20 protein-coding genes and 2 pseudogenes are annotated in these 15311 nt (G+C 62.2%); 5 read left to right on the forward strand and 17 right to left on the reverse strand.

The window, feature by feature from the left end; translation table 11 throughout:
* The 3 genes and pseudogenes from RYZ20_RS15860 to RYZ20_RS07965 form a co-directional block, all read right to left on the reverse strand.
* Positions 1-119: pseudogene (locus tag RYZ20_RS15860) on the reverse strand (ATP-binding protein); the annotation flags it as partial.
* Positions 120-182: 63 nt separating this feature from the next.
* Positions 183-623: pseudogene (locus tag RYZ20_RS07960) on the reverse strand (phage portal protein); the annotation flags it as partial.
* Between the two features lie 5 nt (positions 624-628).
* Positions 629-844, reverse strand: coding sequence for a phage head-tail joining protein (locus tag RYZ20_RS07965; RefSeq protein ID WP_317672226.1), 216 nt, complete (start codon positions 842-844; stop codon positions 629-631).
* 53 nt (positions 845-897) lie between these two features.
* Here RYZ20_RS07965 and RYZ20_RS07970 point away from each other — a divergent pair, with 53 nt between their 5' ends.
* Both RYZ20_RS07970 and RYZ20_RS07975 read left to right on the forward strand, forming a co-directional pair.
* The gene (locus RYZ20_RS07970) at positions 898-1512 is read left to right on the forward strand and encodes a plasmid pRiA4b ORF-3 family protein (protein ID WP_317672228.1); all 615 of its coding nucleotides are present in this window, start codon (positions 898-900) and stop codon (positions 1510-1512) included.
* Positions 1509-1778: a GIY-YIG nuclease family protein gene (locus RYZ20_RS07975; protein ID WP_317672231.1), complete on the forward strand. Its 270-nt coding sequence runs from the start codon at positions 1509-1511 to the stop codon at positions 1776-1778. The genes RYZ20_RS07970 and RYZ20_RS07975 overlap by 4 nt, the downstream gene beginning before the upstream one ends.
* Here the strand turns inward: RYZ20_RS07975 and RYZ20_RS07980 are convergent.
* Together RYZ20_RS07980 and RYZ20_RS07985 are read right to left on the reverse strand one after the other, a co-directional pair.
* Entirely contained in the window at positions 1766-3784 is a 2019-nt protein-coding gene (locus tag RYZ20_RS07980; protein WP_317672233.1) for a phage terminase large subunit family protein, read from the reverse strand. The genes RYZ20_RS07975 and RYZ20_RS07980 overlap by 13 nt on opposite strands.
* Complete coding sequence (locus RYZ20_RS07985; protein ID WP_317672235.1) at positions 3732-4292, reverse strand: hypothetical protein; 561 nt, start codon at positions 4290-4292, stop codon at positions 3732-3734. Before RYZ20_RS07985 ends, RYZ20_RS07980 begins: the two co-directional genes overlap by 53 nt.
* A gap of 113 nt (positions 4293-4405) precedes the next feature.
* On the opposite strand from RYZ20_RS07985, the gene RYZ20_RS07990 reads away from it, so the two are divergent.
* The 3 genes from RYZ20_RS07990 (at position 4406) to RYZ20_RS08000 (ending at position 5311) form a co-directional block, all read left to right on the forward strand.
* The gene (locus tag RYZ20_RS07990; protein ID WP_317672237.1) at positions 4406-4648 is read left to right on the forward strand and encodes a hypothetical protein; all 243 of its coding nucleotides are present in this window, start codon (positions 4406-4408) and stop codon (positions 4646-4648) included.
* A 5-nt stretch (positions 4649-4653) separates the two neighbouring features.
* Positions 4654-4872 carry a hypothetical protein gene (locus RYZ20_RS07995; protein ID WP_317672239.1) on the forward strand — a complete coding sequence of 73 codons (219 nt, stop codon included), beginning with the start codon at positions 4654-4656 and terminating at the stop codon, positions 4870-4872.
* 193 nt (positions 4873-5065) lie between these two features.
* On the forward strand, positions 5066-5311 hold the full coding sequence (locus RYZ20_RS08000; RefSeq protein ID WP_317672241.1) for a hypothetical protein: 246 nt from the start codon (positions 5066-5068) through the stop codon (positions 5309-5311).
* Between the two features lie 33 nt (positions 5312-5344).
* Here the strand turns inward: RYZ20_RS08000 and RYZ20_RS08005 are convergent, their stop codons facing one another.
* The 12 genes from RYZ20_RS08005 to RYZ20_RS08060 form a co-directional block, all read right to left on the reverse strand.
* Positions 5345-5518: a DUF7220 family protein gene (locus RYZ20_RS08005; RefSeq protein ID WP_317672243.1), complete on the reverse strand. Its 174-nt coding sequence runs from the start codon at positions 5516-5518 to the stop codon at positions 5345-5347.
* 52 nt (positions 5519-5570) lie between these two features.
* Positions 5571-6347, reverse strand: a complete 777-nt coding sequence (locus tag RYZ20_RS08010; RefSeq protein ID WP_317672245.1) for a hypothetical protein — start codon at positions 6345-6347, stop codon at positions 5571-5573.
* Positions 6348-6450: 103 nt separating this feature from the next.
* Positions 6451-6702: a DUF7220 family protein gene (locus tag RYZ20_RS08015; RefSeq protein ID WP_317672247.1), complete on the reverse strand. Its 252-nt coding sequence runs from the start codon at positions 6700-6702 to the stop codon at positions 6451-6453.
* Positions 6699-7931: a DNA modification methylase gene (locus RYZ20_RS08020; protein WP_317672249.1), complete on the reverse strand. Its 1233-nt coding sequence runs from the start codon at positions 7929-7931 to the stop codon at positions 6699-6701. The genes RYZ20_RS08015 and RYZ20_RS08020 overlap by 4 nt, the downstream gene beginning before the upstream one ends.
* Before the next feature lie 366 nt (positions 7932-8297).
* Entirely contained in the window at positions 8298-8684 is a 387-nt protein-coding gene (locus RYZ20_RS08025; protein ID WP_317672251.1) for a DUF6362 family protein, read from the reverse strand.
* On the reverse strand, positions 8677-8877 hold the full coding sequence (locus RYZ20_RS08030; protein ID WP_317672253.1) for a hypothetical protein: 201 nt from the start codon (positions 8875-8877) through the stop codon (positions 8677-8679). Before RYZ20_RS08030 ends, RYZ20_RS08025 begins: the two co-directional genes overlap by 8 nt.
* The gene (locus tag RYZ20_RS08035; protein ID WP_317672255.1) at positions 8874-9362 is read right to left on the reverse strand and encodes a crossover junction endodeoxyribonuclease RuvC; all 489 of its coding nucleotides are present in this window, start codon (positions 9360-9362) and stop codon (positions 8874-8876) included. The genes RYZ20_RS08030 and RYZ20_RS08035 overlap by 4 nt, the downstream gene beginning before the upstream one ends.
* A 392-nt stretch (positions 9363-9754) precedes the next feature.
* Positions 9755-12025, reverse strand: a complete 2271-nt coding sequence (locus RYZ20_RS08040) for a PriCT-2 domain-containing protein (RefSeq protein WP_317672257.1) — start codon at positions 12023-12025, stop codon at positions 9755-9757.
* Entirely contained in the window at positions 12022-12249 is a 228-nt protein-coding gene (locus RYZ20_RS08045) for a DUF6511 domain-containing protein (protein WP_317672259.1), read from the reverse strand. The genes RYZ20_RS08040 and RYZ20_RS08045 overlap by 4 nt, the downstream gene beginning before the upstream one ends.
* Positions 12246-13982, reverse strand: coding sequence for a DEAD/DEAH box helicase (locus RYZ20_RS08050; protein WP_317672261.1), 1737 nt, complete (start codon positions 13980-13982; stop codon positions 12246-12248). The genes RYZ20_RS08045 and RYZ20_RS08050 overlap by 4 nt, the downstream gene beginning before the upstream one ends.
* The gene (locus RYZ20_RS08055; RefSeq protein WP_317672263.1) at positions 13976-14920 is read right to left on the reverse strand and encodes a PDDEXK family nuclease; all 945 of its coding nucleotides are present in this window, start codon (positions 14918-14920) and stop codon (positions 13976-13978) included. The genes RYZ20_RS08050 and RYZ20_RS08055 overlap by 7 nt, the downstream gene beginning before the upstream one ends.
* Positions 14920-15282 (reverse strand): hypothetical protein, encoded by a 363-nt coding sequence (locus RYZ20_RS08060; protein WP_317672265.1) that lies wholly within the window; start codon positions 15280-15282, stop codon positions 14920-14922. Before RYZ20_RS08060 ends, RYZ20_RS08055 begins: the two co-directional genes overlap by 1 nt.
* Positions 15283-15311 lie beyond the last annotated feature (29 nt).

Genomic DNA, 15311 nt, shown 5'->3' on the forward strand with positions numbered 1-15311 from the left:
GGCAAGTACCCCAGTTCGTCGAGGATCACGAGATCGACGCGGAGTAAGCTGTCCGCCAAACGTCCCACGCGGCCTTCTCTCTTTTCGGCCTCAAGTTTGTTGACGAGATCAACGGTGCTGTCGGTTTCGGTTTTCTCAAAGGGCAGCATCTCGGATTGCAGAAGCTGCAACTGCAGCGGCACCAGCAGCCCGTCTTCTGCCCGGCGCGGGCGCAGGCGCACTAAACACTCGCCTGCGACAAACATCTCGCGCGCGACCATGGCCTGCAGTCCGTAGAAATCGGTCAGACCATCGGCATCTGCTTCGTCCGTCCAGGCCAGCCAGAGCTTCTGGACCTGGTCACGCAGTGCCGCATCCGTAATGAGCGAAGACGGTTTGATTCCGTCGCCGACGAGATTGGCTGCGAAGGCCTCGCAGGCATTGGCTGCGTACCCATTCGTCACCACCAGCTCGCGGGAGCGGGCCAGCAGTCGCGGCCCACCCGAGGCAACCAGCGCATTGATGTTTTCCAAGGGCGGGTTCCAGCCCCGCAAGCGGCGCTTGGCCATCGCCCCCTCAAGCCGCGCACGCATGGCTTCAGGGCCGGCCGGCTTGGGGCGGCGGAACATGTCGAACAATGCCATGTTAGTTAGAGGCCCTTGGTCGCTGTCACGCGGACTTGGCGGATGAGTTTCCGCCCCTCGGCCGCGGCAATCTCGCGGTCCAGTACTTCAATGGCACGGTCGATTTCCGCGACGGAGCGATAGTCCACCGTCTTGCCGTCGTAGCTGACGCGGGCCACTCCGGAGGCGCGCTGTGCCGCGAGCGCATCGCGGCGGGCGCGCAGGTCTGTGATTGTCGACATGTGAGGTTTTCCGTTAATGTGCGGCGAATGCAGCAGGACTATTGCCGACGCCCATGATCGAACCCATCGCCCGCATCAGGATCGAAATCGAAGACACAAACCCGCTGGTCTGGCGAGAACTGGATGTGCCACTCTCGACCACCCTGGCCATGATGCATGACATCATTCAGGTCGTGATGCGCTGGTGGGATTACCACCTGTACGAATTCGAGATCGGGGACAGGATTTACGGCGTGCCGTCTTCTGATGACGATCTCTACGAGCGCAAGGTCTACAAGGCGAGCGGGCTCCGTCTTGCAACTGTTCTGGAGCGCGGCATTCGGGAATTCCTCTACGTTTACGACTTCGGCGACAATTGGCGTCACCGGATCACTGTCCTCGATGTCCGGCAGGGGGATGCCGATGTCGAATATCCACGTTTCATCGCTGGTGCGCGCCGCGCGCCACCCGAAGATGTCGGCAGCATCAGCGGTTTCGAGGAGTTTCTTGAAGCGGTCACGGATCCAGAGCACGAGCAGCACGCGCGCATGTTGGAATGGTACGATGGGCCATTCGATCCCGATGACATTGATGAACAGCACCTGCACATGATCATCGGTGATTTCGCAGCCCGGCGACGTGGACCGTTGATGAGCCATCGCGGCACGGGTCGCAAAAAGCCCTCGTGACCGGGTTCGTCTATGTCCTCGGTAGCCAGACCTCCTGTGGCTATCGCACCTATGTCGGATGGACCCTCGATCTTGACCGCCGTCTGGCCGAGCATAATTCGGGCACCGGAGCGAAATCGACGCGCGGCAATGCATGGTCTCTGCTCTATGCCGAACGTCTGCCAACCCGGATCGAAGCCATGCGTCGCGAATGGCATCTCAAGCGGGATCGCCGCCTGCGCCGCCTGTTGGCATCATGGGCAAAGGGATTTGATCACCCCATGTAACTCGACCGCGCGAGGCGGCGGACCTGTGCTTTGCGGGTCGATTGCCGCGCCGCTCCGGTCGCGGAGCCACCTGCATCAGCGACCGCGAACTGCGCGGCCAATTCATCCCATCGTGCATTTGACCAGCGGTCGGCACCAAGGATCCAAGCGGCCGCGCGAGCATAGACCCGGCAATCCAGCGCTTCATTCCGTTCCCGCAGCTTTTGCCATTCGAGCTTCGCGAAGCCGCGTTTCGTGCGGACCGTCACCAGCTGTTCAGCCACGACCTGCTTTAGCCATTCGGTTTCCACCCATTTCGGCAGGTGGATCGTTCCCGGTGGAAACACCGCCCCCTCAGCGCATTCCTCGTCCGTCGGCCGATCCAGCCGCAGGAAGCGGTAGGTTTCGGCCTTGAAGGTCGAAACAGCCACCGTCCAGAGCCGTGCGCCACGCCGGAGCCGTTTGCCGCCCTCGGTCGCATCGACAAAGGTCGGCCCCGAAACAGGGCTCGAGCGGTTGAACCCTTCGACACCCTTTATCGGGGCCACCTGCGCGAAGCCGACCTTTCGTGACCAGGCATAGACCGCCGGGGCCTCATAGCCCGTGTCGATGGCCAGCCGGGCGATCTTCAGATGCGCCCCACATTCGTGGGGCCAGCTGCGATCCAAGAGCGCGGTCAGGTCTGACCACGCATCAGGCCGATCCGGGCCGCCCTCGATAACAACGTGATCGACGAGCCAGGACTCAAAACCGCGTCCCCAAGCCCAGATATCGACCTCGATCCGGTCCTTCTGCACATCGGCACCAGCCGTCAGGAAGAGCCCGCCCGTCGGAACCGTTCCGGGTTTCCAGGTCTCGCGGCGGTCATAAAGCCGCTGCCAGTCGGGCGCTTCGCCCGTTTCGATCCAGGTCTCGCCAAGGGTCGTGTTGCGGAAGGCCTTGATTGCCTCGTCCGAACCCTGTGCTGCCTCCCAAGCCCGGGCGATCTGCATCCAGCTCATCCAGCCGATGGGGGAATAGAGGGCGGAAAGGTGATACCCCACGGTTTTCGGGTCGGCGGATGCGCTGGTCGCACGCCATTCACCGGCTTCCAGCATCGCCGTCTTGTGATGCTCTGCGATGGTCCTGTCGCAGGCCTCGCAGTGATATTCGGCCATCTCGGGCTGGCCCTTTTGCCACTGCAGCCGCTCGAACTTCAGCCATTGCATGGCGTCGCAATGCGGGCATGGCACGAAGAAACGGCGCTGATCAGAGGCTTCGAACTCGCGCTCGATCCGGCTCAGCCCCCGGATCGTCGGGGTCGACACCAGCAGGATTTTGCGCCGATGCGCGAAGGTCAGCGAGCGCGCCTCGGCCAGTGAGACCGGATCGCCTTCCTCGTCAGCCGAGGCCGGATAGGCGTCGACCTCATCAAGGAAGATGTAGCGCGCCGGGGTCGAGCGCAGCCCGACCGCCGAGTTCGCGCCCGTCATGATCAATATGCCGCCCGCGAATTCTTTGGACAGCATCGTATTGCCCGCGTCGCGGGATCGGGCCGGTTTGACCTTCTCTCGGAGCTCGGGACTTTCCTCGATCAGCGGATCGACCCGCTGGCGCGAGTTTCGCTTGGCGAGTTCCACCGTCGGCTGGACCGCCAACATTGGCCCTGGTGCCTGATGGATCGCAAAGCCGATCCAGTTATTGCCTGCCTCGGTCGCTCCGACCTGTGCGGCCTTCATGAACACGACGCGTTGCGTGGGGTCACCCGGCGACAGCCGGTCCATGATCTCGCGCATATAGGGCGTGCGCATGGTGCGGTATCGCCCGGGTTCTGCGGCCGACCGCCCCGACAGCATGCGGTGCCGGTCTGCCCATTCAGAGACGGTCAGATCGGAATCTGGCGTAAGGCCAGCGCCCCAGGCGCGCAGGATCTCGGCCGCGCCGTCGAAATCGTCGAGTTGTTCGCCTACCGCTTCGCTACTTGAGGCGTGCGCATCACCGAAGGTCGGGTTTGACCTCGGCGAGATCGTCGAGCTGGGCACGGACATGTTTTTCCAAAACCTTCTGCATGGCAGCTGGCTCTACGCCGAGGTCGGCGGCCATGAGGGCCGCCGCACGAGCTGGCCAGTTGACCCAGACATCGCGTTCCTGTCGGGCGAGCCGAAAAACCAGCGACAATGCGCGCGCCCGGTCGATCAGCTCCCCCTTGAGTTTTTGCAGCCGGATCCGCCGCTCTTGTGCTTTCAGCACCTCGTTTGCGGTTTTCGCCTGCAGAAATGTCGTCCCACCACCCACCTGCGGTGCGCTCAGCCCCTGTTCGCGGAGCGTTTCGCCGACAGCGGAGACCGCCGCCTCGGAAACGGGCTTCAGGTTCGGCTGCGGGGTTTTGCGGGTTTTTGACGGGTCTGTCGCCTGAGTGCGTAGCGCGTCGCTGGCAACCGCATCAATGCTGCCATCGTCATGCAGGACCAGCCGCCCGGATGCCTTGGCCTTCTGGACCGCGCCGCGCGAAAGGCCGACACGGGTCGCGTATTGGCGCTCGCTCATGCCCTCCATGTCGCGCTCCGATTATCATTCGAAATCATGCTCTTATATCGTTGATAAGCCTCCGCATCAGAGCGAACCTGGGTTCAGAAACGGATGAAATTCCAGCCTGAGGAGCCACCGCCATGACCCGCCTGAACCGAACCCGAGAACCGCGCCAGAGCCAGACCGCAGCCTTGACCGCGTTCATCGAGAAAAAGGCAGAGATCGACACCATGCTCGCGCGTCTACAGGCGCTGAGCGCAGAGCATTTCAACATCCACCCCGACGAGGTCCATTGGGGCCATGTCGGCAACCTCGACTATTACGCCGAACTCCTGAAGCGCATCACCGACAGCGCCTTCAAGGAGGGCGAACACGCGGAGTGAACCCCATGGAAACCACCAGCATTCGGCTCCCCATCCGGAAACTGCCCGAGCATTTTGATCGCAGCCGTATCACCGTCGTCCTTGAGGAGATCGAAATGGCCCTGATGGACGATGGGGGCGTCTACGGCAAAACCTTCGCCGACAGCTTCACGATCACGGTCGAGGTTCCGACCCATCAGCTGATGGATACGGCAAGCTGCCTGAAAGACCTCGGCCTGATCTAGCCCTCGGGAATACGCACGAACTGCGCGGGAAAATACCCATGACCACGCTTTACGACACCTAGACAATCGTTCTGTTATGCGGAGCGCCATGGCCGGGCTACCTAGAAGTACCGCAAACGGTTCGAGCTGCACAGTTGCTTAACATTTGGCTGAAGCGTAACCATTTATGATAAATAGCTGACGGAGCCCAACAATGGCCGAGTTCGAACGTAAAGGGCACTGGAGAACCCTGCTGGATGGAACCCGAACTTGGGTCGCTCCTCATGTCGTTTCACGCGATAGCCAGCCCGCCTCGGAAGTTTTCCCCACACACGTATTGGAAAGACGATTAGAAGAGATCAAAGCAAAGGTAGAGAAGAGGAAGGCCAAGAAAGCGCGGCGCAAGGCCCAACTCCGTTCAAAGAGAGAAGCTCGGAAAGCAAGAATAAAGTCAAATTAACCCCGGACTTGCTCTGGTTTGTGCGGTGGTGTTTCAACGTACACCGCGCACCCGAATGGCCTCGAAGAGCCGCCGTAGCAGAAACGAGCGAGCCAAGCTGACGCAGGTGAACAGCAAGCCCATTTGCAGATTTTGCGCGAGCGTCGTGTGCAGCCCGAAGATCGGGATCGAGGGCGAGTCTATAGCTTGCCGCGAGGCTAGCGCCACGCACCACGCCCATCGAAATGCCGTCGTCCCTCGTGGCGGCGGCTTCTTTGTATCACAGCGAAATGTTCCAGTAGTCGAGCACCTTCCGGACATCATCCCGAGGATAGTGCGGCCCAGCAGATGCGAGGTCCTTGCGAATAGCGGTCTTCCTTCGATCTGCCGCGTCCTTAATCCGCGCCGAAAACTTGGCTGTGCCGAGAGGAAGCGAGGACCGATCTGGTTTCGGCCAGCTTTCCGGGTAAGCGTCCCAATCCGACCATTCCGCGACCTGCCGGGCGGTGTCTGCCACCTCCTCATGGTCACAAGACCAGCCGTAGAGCTGCAACGCGCATACCCGCAGCATCATCTTTACTTCGGTCATGACGTCCGTAAATGCCTTCAGCGGTGTGGGGAGAAGGACCATGTTCGCCACGCAAGAAAAGAAGCGCCGATCCTGAACCACAGCATTGCTGATCTGATAAGCGGCATCATCCACACCCCATATATGGCAGCACGACCAATTCGGTCGTTCCGCCGCACGGAGGCCCAGTGCGAGCGTAAGAGCCTTGTTAGCGTGGATGTTTCCTTCGAACTTGTGAATAGTCGCGCCCGTTTGACGATTGCGGTTCATCTGTGGCTCAGACCAGTTTGCCTTATAGAACAAGCTCCGCCGGGCGTGTTCTGGATACCAGACTGGAAGGTACTGGAATGTCTGTGGATCGACCCACTGCGCAGTCCGCTCAATCAAACCCATCACATCGTTGAGGCCGAGCTCACGCCGCAACGCTTCGAGACCGTCTGGCAGCAAATCGGAGTCTCTATTTTCCTCGTTTTCGTTGTGCAGCAACACAAGCCCGATCCTAAATCTCCGCACCAAAATTATGGCCCGGCAATGTTTTCCAACTCAGAGAGATCATAGGTTCTGAGTGCGTTGGCGGCAACGTTGGAACCGTTTAGGCGAGATCGCCTCGACGGAGGTAGTCCTTGTCGCCAGCAAGTCGGATCGACTCGAACACCCTCCGCAGGGCGAAGGAACGCGCTATCGACACGATGGTAAACACCGCGCCCATCTTCAGATTTTGCGCGAGCGTCGTGTGCAAGCCGAAGATCGGGAAGATCAGAATCTGCGTCACGACCGCAACGCTGTACCCGACGATCACGTTGGTGATAGCCTCGACCAGAGACATGAGGCGAGACTGTTTCATGCGGCCTCACGTTCCGCCGTCAGCGCATCGAAAGTGGTGTCACTGCCCTCAAGCAACGCCTGCTTGCCCGTAAACTTCTGCCAACGCTGGACAGCCACATCGATGTAGGCCGGGTTCAGCTCGATGCCGTAACAGACCCGGCCCGTGGTCTCGGCCGCGATCAGCGTGGTGCCCGATCCCATGAAAGGCTCGTAGACCGCCTGACCCGGGCTCGAGTTGTTTAGGATCGGCCGGCGCATGCATTCCACCGGCTTCTGCGTCCCGTGGACGGTCTTTTCGTCCTGATCCTTGTTGGCAATTTGCCAAAGCGTGGTCTGCTTGCGGTCACCTGCCCAATGGCCCTTGCCGGATTTCCGAACAGCATACCAAGCGGGTTCGTGCTGCCAGTGATAATCGCCCCGGCTCAGAACCAGTCTGTCCTTGGCCCAGATAATCTGGGAGCGGATGGTGAAGCCAGCGACTTCGAGGCTTTCCGCCACGGTCGCCGCATGCAGCGCGCCGTGCCAGACATAGGCGACATCGCCGGGGAACAGGGCCCAGGCCTCACGCCAGTCCGCTCGATCATCATTCAGCACCTTGCCCGTGCGTTTGGTCTTCGCCGCGCCCGCCTGGTTGCGCCAGCTGGGATCGTATTCCACACCGTACGGTGGATCGCTGACAAGCAAGAGCGGCATTACGCCGTTCAGCACTCTCTCGACATCCGTGGCAACCGTGCTGTCGCCGCAGAGCAGCCGGTGGTTACCGAGGATCCAGAGATCGCCCGGGCGGCTGATCGGATCCTCGGGGGTTTCCGGAACATCGTCCTCACCCTCCTGCGGACCGGTGCCTTCCTCAAGACTCGACATGAGTGCGTTGAGCTCGTCATCGGTGAAGCCGGTCAGCCCAAGGTCAAAATCCGCCTCCAGCAGGTCCGCCAGTTCGAGGTTCAAGAGGTCCTTGTCCCATTCCGCGTTCTCGCTCGAGCGGTTGTCCATGATCCGGAACGCGCGCGCCTGGGACGCGGTAAGTCCCTTGGCGACATGCACCGGCGCGGTCTTGAGGCCGAGCTTGCGCGCAGCCTCCAGCCGGGTGTGCCCAGCCAGCACGACCATCGCCTCGTCCACAACGATGGGCTGTCGCCAGCCGAACTCCTGGATCGAGGCCGCGACCGTGGCGATCGCCTGCTCGTTGCGCCGCGGGTTGCGCGCATAGGGAATGATCTGCTCAAGCGGCAGGTCGACGACGTCCATGGTGATGTCCTTGGGGATGCCCGAAAGCGCAATGGGGTCAGTCCCCCGTTTCGGTTCAGGCGTAGGTTTCGAGGCCGTCAGGCCTTTGTTTTGTTGGGGTTCGCGTCAAAGCGAAACGAAATGGGTATTTTCAGGGATGTCACTGGGAAACCCTCGGGCCTCGCCCCCCCGAATACAGTCACGAACAGGAGGGACCCGTTCAATTTCAATGGGTTAGCGGCTTGGATTCTGGCTGGACCCCGGAGGCCACGGGGGCATCCACCAACGAAAACGGGGAGAGACGTCTCCGCGACGTACTCTCCCCATCATATGCTTCACATAGCATGAATTTGTTGCAGCTGTCGAAAACAAAAGTGTTGCAACACTTTATGCAGCTGCAGCATTGAGCCGGGTCGCGATCTTGGTCAGCGCGAGCTTGTGCTGCCGCCATGCGGTGCTGCGATCGACGCCCAGTTCGTAAGTGATCTCCTTCCAGGGACGCCGAGATGCCCGCCACCAGATCAGACGACGTTCGTCCTCGCCGATCCACAGCACCCAGTCGAAGGTCTGCTCGAGCCGGGTGATCGCAGAGGTCGACGGCCAGACCCGCATCGGCATGGGCTCCATCGCGAGGATTTCACGATCGGTCCGCACGATCTGAGGCCAGGCGTTGAAATAGCCCTGCACCTTTACCGGAGGCAACTTGCGCAGGGTGCGGAACGCCTCCTCGAAATGATCGGCGACGTCGTCGGCGGTCCAGTTGCGTTCAGCCATGACGCACCTCCCTCGTGGCCGGATGTTTGCCATAGAGTTTTTCGCCAAGCTGACGGACGAGTTCGCGTTCTGGCCAGGTCAGGCGTGGGTCATTGAGCGACACGGCGAGCATGCGCTGCTCGTGCCAGCCGTCCCGTTTGACCTGTTCGGGATCGCGGCGCAGGCCGCCGTAGCCCTTGGGGTAGAGCCTCATACTGCACCTCCCTGGTTCTCCAGAGCCCAGTGCAGGATGGCGATCGCGTCAGCCTCGTTGTCGTCCGCAGGGCTGTAACCGCGCGCGCGGGCGGCGGCGATCATAGCCTCTTTAGGTGCGTTTCCGTGGCCCGTGGCGTGACGTTTGATGGTGCCCACCGGCACGCCCTCGTATGGAATGCCGCGCAATTCCCCCCACGAGGTCAGTGAGGCCATAAGGCCCCCATAAACGTGGGCGGCGTCAGTGCCCGCATGGCGGCGCACCTCCTCGAACCAGATCGCCGAAATTGGACCCGACAACCGGTCGAGTTCCGTCAGCCAGTTGGTGAAACGCAGGTAGCGCATACCGCCGCCGTCATAGCGTCCGGGCCGGAAACTGGCGGTGCCGGTCGTGATCAGACCGTCATAGCCACGGATGGCCCAGCCGGTGGTGGTGCCGAGATCGAGCGCCAGAATGCAGCGCAGGTGTTCGTTGGATTGGGTCATCTAGACCTCCTCTTCGCTTTGGCGAGCGTGGCGAGAGGGCTGGCCGGTGAAGGCTGCGGTCTCGCCAGGCCCCGAAGGGTGGTCTGGTCATGTCAGGCGCGGGGCGAGCGGGCCGCCCGGGACTTCTTTCAATTCCTTCAAAGGGGCATCTTGAAAGAAGTCAGCCCCTAAGGTGTTGATCTCTATATATAATATAACTTCTTTCAATATTTCAATTATTTCATGAGGTACCTCATCCTTATTTTAACCGCGCGCGCGAGGATACACATACACAGGTATCCCCTTGAAAGATTGAAAGAAGTGAAGGAAGTCAAAATACCAATTTCTTACAGGCACTTGGACCCAAACTTCTTTCAATTGAAGAAACCCCCAGTTTGAAGGAAGTCCCCGGATTACGCCACAAGCCGGTAAACCATGGCCCGCCGCCCGCCGGTATCCCGCATGCCAGTTGTGATGTCCCCACTCTCGATCAGGGTGAGCAGGATCTCGTCGCGGTCGCGGGATTTCAGCCATTGCGAGGCCCGAGTGATCTCGGACTTGGTGATGCCCTTGGCACCCGAGCCTCGGATGATTTCCTTGAGCCGCTTTAGATGTGCCTCGGTCTCGGTGTCAGCGACATGCCGCTCGACCGCTTCCATGGTGCGCTGCGCATAGTGCCGCACGAAACTGATCGCCCAGTCTGCCGCCGTGATCTCGATCTCGGGCCTGATCGGATCACGGCCCACCGCCACGATGAGCGCAAGCTTTAGGGCGTTCTCTCCAATGCGGGCGAGGATGGCCGTGAAGGCCGTGCCAGCGGCAGCGCGCAATTCCTCGGTCAGCTCGATACTGAGCTGGCGGAACCGGTCGCGCGCCTCCTCGGTCATGGATACGATCATCGGGTTCACGGCGGTGTTTTGATCTGCCGTCTTGCCCGCAAGATTGCCCTTTTGTGTGCCCCCACCCGATGCAATGAGCTGCAGCCCGTTGATCAGTGCCGGAGGGGCCTGTCGGATGCCGACGGCGATGTTTTCATCGGGGTAGTCCTCGTCGCTGGGCAGGATCAGGAAACGGGCGAGCGAGCCGTCGACCACGTTCGCCCCCTGCAGCGCGCCCCAGAAGTGCAGCGGTGTCGTGGTGCCGTAGACGCAGAGGCAGGGCTGGTTGATGTCGCGCCGCTCGTTCGTACCATCCCGGTTGGCGTATTCCGCGCCGAGGAAGATCCCGCCCGCCGAGGTGTAAAGCTCGGTCATGTTGTCGAGGATCTCGGTGATATGTCGCGGGCTGCGCTTGCGGTCGGCCGCCGCCGACAAGAACATGCCAAACTCGTCGATCTGGAACAGAATCGCAGGCTGGCGGTGCAGTGCCGTCAGCAGCCCCGCACCAGAGGCAATCTTGTTGCCGCCCAGATGATGGGCCAGCCCCGCTTCGAAGAAGGTCTCGTTGATGATTTCGCGGGCGTGGTTCTTGCCCGATCCGCTGTCGGCGATGCCCACGACATAGAGGTTCGAGCGCAGATTGCTTTCGGTGCGGTAATTCCGACCCATCAGCGCACCGATGGCGCAGAGGCTGGCTCCCAATGACAGGAGCGGCTGCGGGCGTCGAGCGGTGGTCAGCATGTAACCCGTGAGATCACCCACTAAACCGTCAGGGATGGTCAGCGAGAACGGAGGCTTGGCCGGGGTCGGAGCAGCCGTGCTTGTTGTCACATCCAGCCTCGCGAGAAGCCCCGCCGCTGGGTGGTTTTCGACCTCGGACAGGCTGCCATCAAGCCGCAGTTCTGCATCTGGCTGCCAGCCGCGTTCCATTGCCAGATGGTAGATCGTGCCAGCGCCGATCCGGTCGGGCTTGAAGCTGGCCCAAGCCTTCAGCGTGGTGGCCGGCACATCCTTTGCCGCCTGCGCTGACCAATCCGCAAAGAGATCGGCCCCGGCCTCGCCGAGTGCCCCTTTCAGGGCCATGCCGACGCGCATCCAGCTGTCGTAATCCAGCTCGGCATTGGGCAACCAGGCGAGGGCGGCGTCTATCGCGGGCAAAGTACCGATCTGGCTGTGGATGCGCTCGACATCACCCACAGGTGCAACGGCAGCCAGCCCCCGCTGACGCAGCGTTTCCGGCAGCAACGCATAGGCCTCGTCGAGAAACGCCAGCGCAACTTCGGCCGTGATTTCGGGCAATTCGGTGATGTCGAGGTCCGCCAGCCCTTCCTCGGGCCAGGCATAGGGTGCGCCAGTGTCGGGGTGGATGGCATAGGCCACAAACTGTTGCCCAAGGCAGAGCACCTCCAGCGGATGGCGCTTGATGCCCCGGAACGGCGCAGCCGTGCGATAGACCAGCATGCGCTTCGGGGCCCGGCCAATGCGCAGGGCGGGTGTGTCACCGAGGCGCTCGCGTGCCAAGCGCTCAATTTTCAATGCCAACTCTGCGTCGTCTTTGATGTCGATATCGACCGCAGCAACTGCGCCGCCCACGATCCCAATGCCGCAGTCGGGCCAGGACGACCATGTGGCCACCTCGACCTCGGTAGTGCCACGCTCGGCATGGCGGTTCCATTCCGGATAATCCGCCCATATCCCACGCTGGAAGCGGCCGGGTTTTTTCGTGCCGGGGCCGATGGGCAGGATGGCATAGCCATTGGTCACAAGCCGCGCGCCGAAGCGCGCCATGAAGGATATGCTGGTCATAAGAAGGGCACCTCAGGGGTCATGGCGTCGAGCCGCGTGCGGTCCTGGCCCGCCAGCTCGCGCAAGTGATCGCAATATCCGGTGACAACCGCATCGATGAAGCGGTCCCACTCGGTCTCTGTGAGGGTGGCAAGATCGGACTTACCGATGCTTTCGAGATACGCGCCGCCCATCTGGCCGCCGACAGTCATCGCCTGCATCTCATTCGGGGTGGGATCGATCATGCCCGTCCTCCTGTGACAGATGTCTTGGCAGGTCCGGCTGCAGAGGTGCTTGCGGCTGGCATCGCGGCGTGGGTCCGAGACCCGGAAATTCCGGTCGAACCAGCCAAACCCACGAGGTTGCCGGTGGCAGACGGCGCAGAGGCCGGGGGAACTTTGGCGCATGGGTCAAACCTGTAGCCGGAGACTTCGACATAGCGGCCCGCGGGACGGACCGAGATCGCACTGGGGCGCATCAGCTCTTGGGCCTGCAAAATGGCCTCATCCACGCTGAGCGGCACCGGACAGCCGGGCGCGCGCTTCCGCCACCACTCGGCCGCCTTCTGGCGGGCATAGCCCTGATGCTCGATGCAGACCCATTCGCTGTAGGATTTGATCCCGCAGCTATAGGTCACCTTCAGCGAGGGCTGCCCCCCGAGCTTGTCATGGCGGCTGTAGGAGACGCCGTGAACCGGCAGCCATTGGACCTTCGGCGACAGGACGGGAAGTGTGGCCGCCGTCGGCGCGATTTTGACCTCCCGGGGCGGGAAGACGTGGCCGCAGTCCGGGCATTCCGTCGCCGAGAGCGCGACGATGCTGTCGCATTCGGGGCAGAGCTTGGTCGGGGCCTCACCGCCACCACCTTCGCCCGGGCGTTTCGGGCGCACCAGATCGATCGGCCCGTGGCGGCGGACATTGCCGGCAAAATCGAGTACGAGGCAGTTTTCTTTGCACGGCGCGAGGCGCGTGCCGCGGCCGACCATCTGCACATAGAGGCCTGCGGACTTGGTGGGGCGCAGGAGCGCAATCAGATCGACACCCGGCGCATTGAAGCCGGTGGTCAGCACGCCCATCGAGGCCAGCGCCCGGATTTCGCCGCGCTTGAAAGCGGCAATGATGGTATCCCGCTCGTCCTTCGGCGTGTCGCCGAAGATGGTGCTGCAGATGATGCCTTGGCGGGCGAATTCTTCGGCGACATGACGCGCGTGCTCGACGCCGGAGCAGAAAGCCAGCCAGGATTTCCGGTCACGACCGTGCGCGATGATTTCGCTGACCGCTGCCCGGGTGATGGCCTCCTTGTCGACCGCCGCTGCCAGATCGCGCTGGATGAAATCGCCCGCCCGGGTGCCGACCTTCGATACATCGAGCCGCGTAGCAGGCTGTTTCGACACGAGCGGGCTGAGATATCCAGCATCGATCAGATCGCGCACCGGTGCCTCGTAGGTGATGTCGGTAAAGAGCGCGTTCTTGCCCTCGTGCAACATGCCGCTGTCCACCCGGAACGGCGTAGCCGTCAGCCCGATCACTTTGAGCGCCGGGTTGATGCGGGTGAGGCCATCAAGGAAACGCCGATACATGGTACTAGAATTGCCGGGTATGAGATGTGCCTCGTCGATCAGCACGAGATCCGTGTGGCCGATTTCTTGCGCGCGGCGGTGGATCGACTGGATGCCTGCGAAGAGGATCTGCGCCTGCGCCTCGCGCTTGCCGAGGCCCGCCGAATAGATACCGGCAGGCGCCTCGGGCCAGAGCCCGATCATCTCGGCATGGTTCTGGGCGATCAGCTCGCGGACATGGGTCACGATCAGGATGCGCTGGTCGGGCCATGCCTTCAGCACGCCCTCGATGAAGGCGGCCATCACCAAGCTCTTGCCCCCGGCGGTCGGGATGACCACCAGCGGGTTGCCTTTATGGTTCTGGAAATAGCCGTAGATCGAGGTGATCGCGGCCTGTTGATAGGGGCGCAGGGTCAGCATGGCGCGGCCTCCGTCGTGCGGGCGTCGTTTGCCCAGGTCGAGCCATCGGCCATGCGGTAGGTGAGGATATCGTCGCCCGCGTCGATGACATCGCCCGGAACGAGATCGGGGATGAAGAGATGGCGGATGCAGGCCGCACGCTGCTCGGCGGGTGCCAGCATTCGGTCGTGGCGGGCGCAGTGCCAGCCGCCGTCAACGGGCGTCGCATGCAGACAGGACCGGCAGGTCACGGCCGCCCCACCACCCTCGTGGCAGACGGCATGGTGGTCGCAGAACCGGCATTCGAACCAGGCCGGGTCCTCACTGATCCGCGTGGGCGGATGCTGGGCGAAGATGATGCGCCCGGCCTTTTCCAGCAGGCGCTCGGCCATGGCGCTGTCGGCCTTGATCCGCTCGATGTGCAGTGCGTCAGTGTCCTTGCAGACCGCCACATACATCGCGCGGGTGATCCCCGTCAGATGCATGTAGATCTGCATCTGCGCGGCATGCTGGGGCTTGGCCAGCACCACGCCCTTGGCGGTCAACTCGTTGAAGCTCTTGACGCCGTGGGTCTTGAACTCCAGCACATGCCATGTCTTTGGCGCCTCTAGGAGCCCAAGGGCAACGCCATCGAGCGACCCGCCAAAATGACCGTCATGGGCCTCAACACGGAACTGGCGGCCGGTTTCGGGGTCGACCTCAAGCACGGTCGCGCCGGTGGCGCGAAGGTTGCGCACGAGGCGGTCCTCTTCCAACTGGCCGGTCTCAAAAAGACGCAGCAGGCGGCCAGAATGACGCGCAGGTGTGACCCAGCGGAAATCATACCAGAGCGCGCGTGCGCAGGACTTGCCGATGATTGAGGCCCCGAGGTGATCGCGGAAACCATCGCCCTGGCGGGCCTCATAATCGGCATAGATCGCCGCCAGCGTCGGCGTGGGGGCTTCGGGAAGCTCGGCCATCACAGACCCTCCCGTGCGCTGCGGGCCTGCGCCTCGGCCAGAATCCTATCCCAGGTCTCGGGGTCATGGCGTTCGCGCAGGATGCCGATCAGCGCGTCCTTGAGTTTTTCGCGGCGACGGCGGCCGGTGCCTTGGGCCAAGAGTTCCGCGCGCTCGCGGCTGAGATGCCGGAGTGCCGTGCGGGCCCGGTGGAACCAGTCCGGATCGATCGGCCTCGCCCCGCGTTGGCGGGCCAGATCGGCCGTCGCGATCTGCGTGCGGATCTTGGCGATGGCATCGTCGAGTTCGATCAGCCGCCGCTGGTCTTCAGGCAAGCCGGGGCTGTTCACGGCCACAGGGGCCGCGTTGGTCATGTCAGTCATGGAAATGTCCTCAGATGGGGTTGCGCGCT

This window comes from Pseudothioclava alba, from assembly GCF_033100795.1.
In the GTDB taxonomy this organism is placed as follows: Bacteria; Pseudomonadota; Alphaproteobacteria; order Rhodobacterales; family Rhodobacteraceae; genus Pseudothioclava.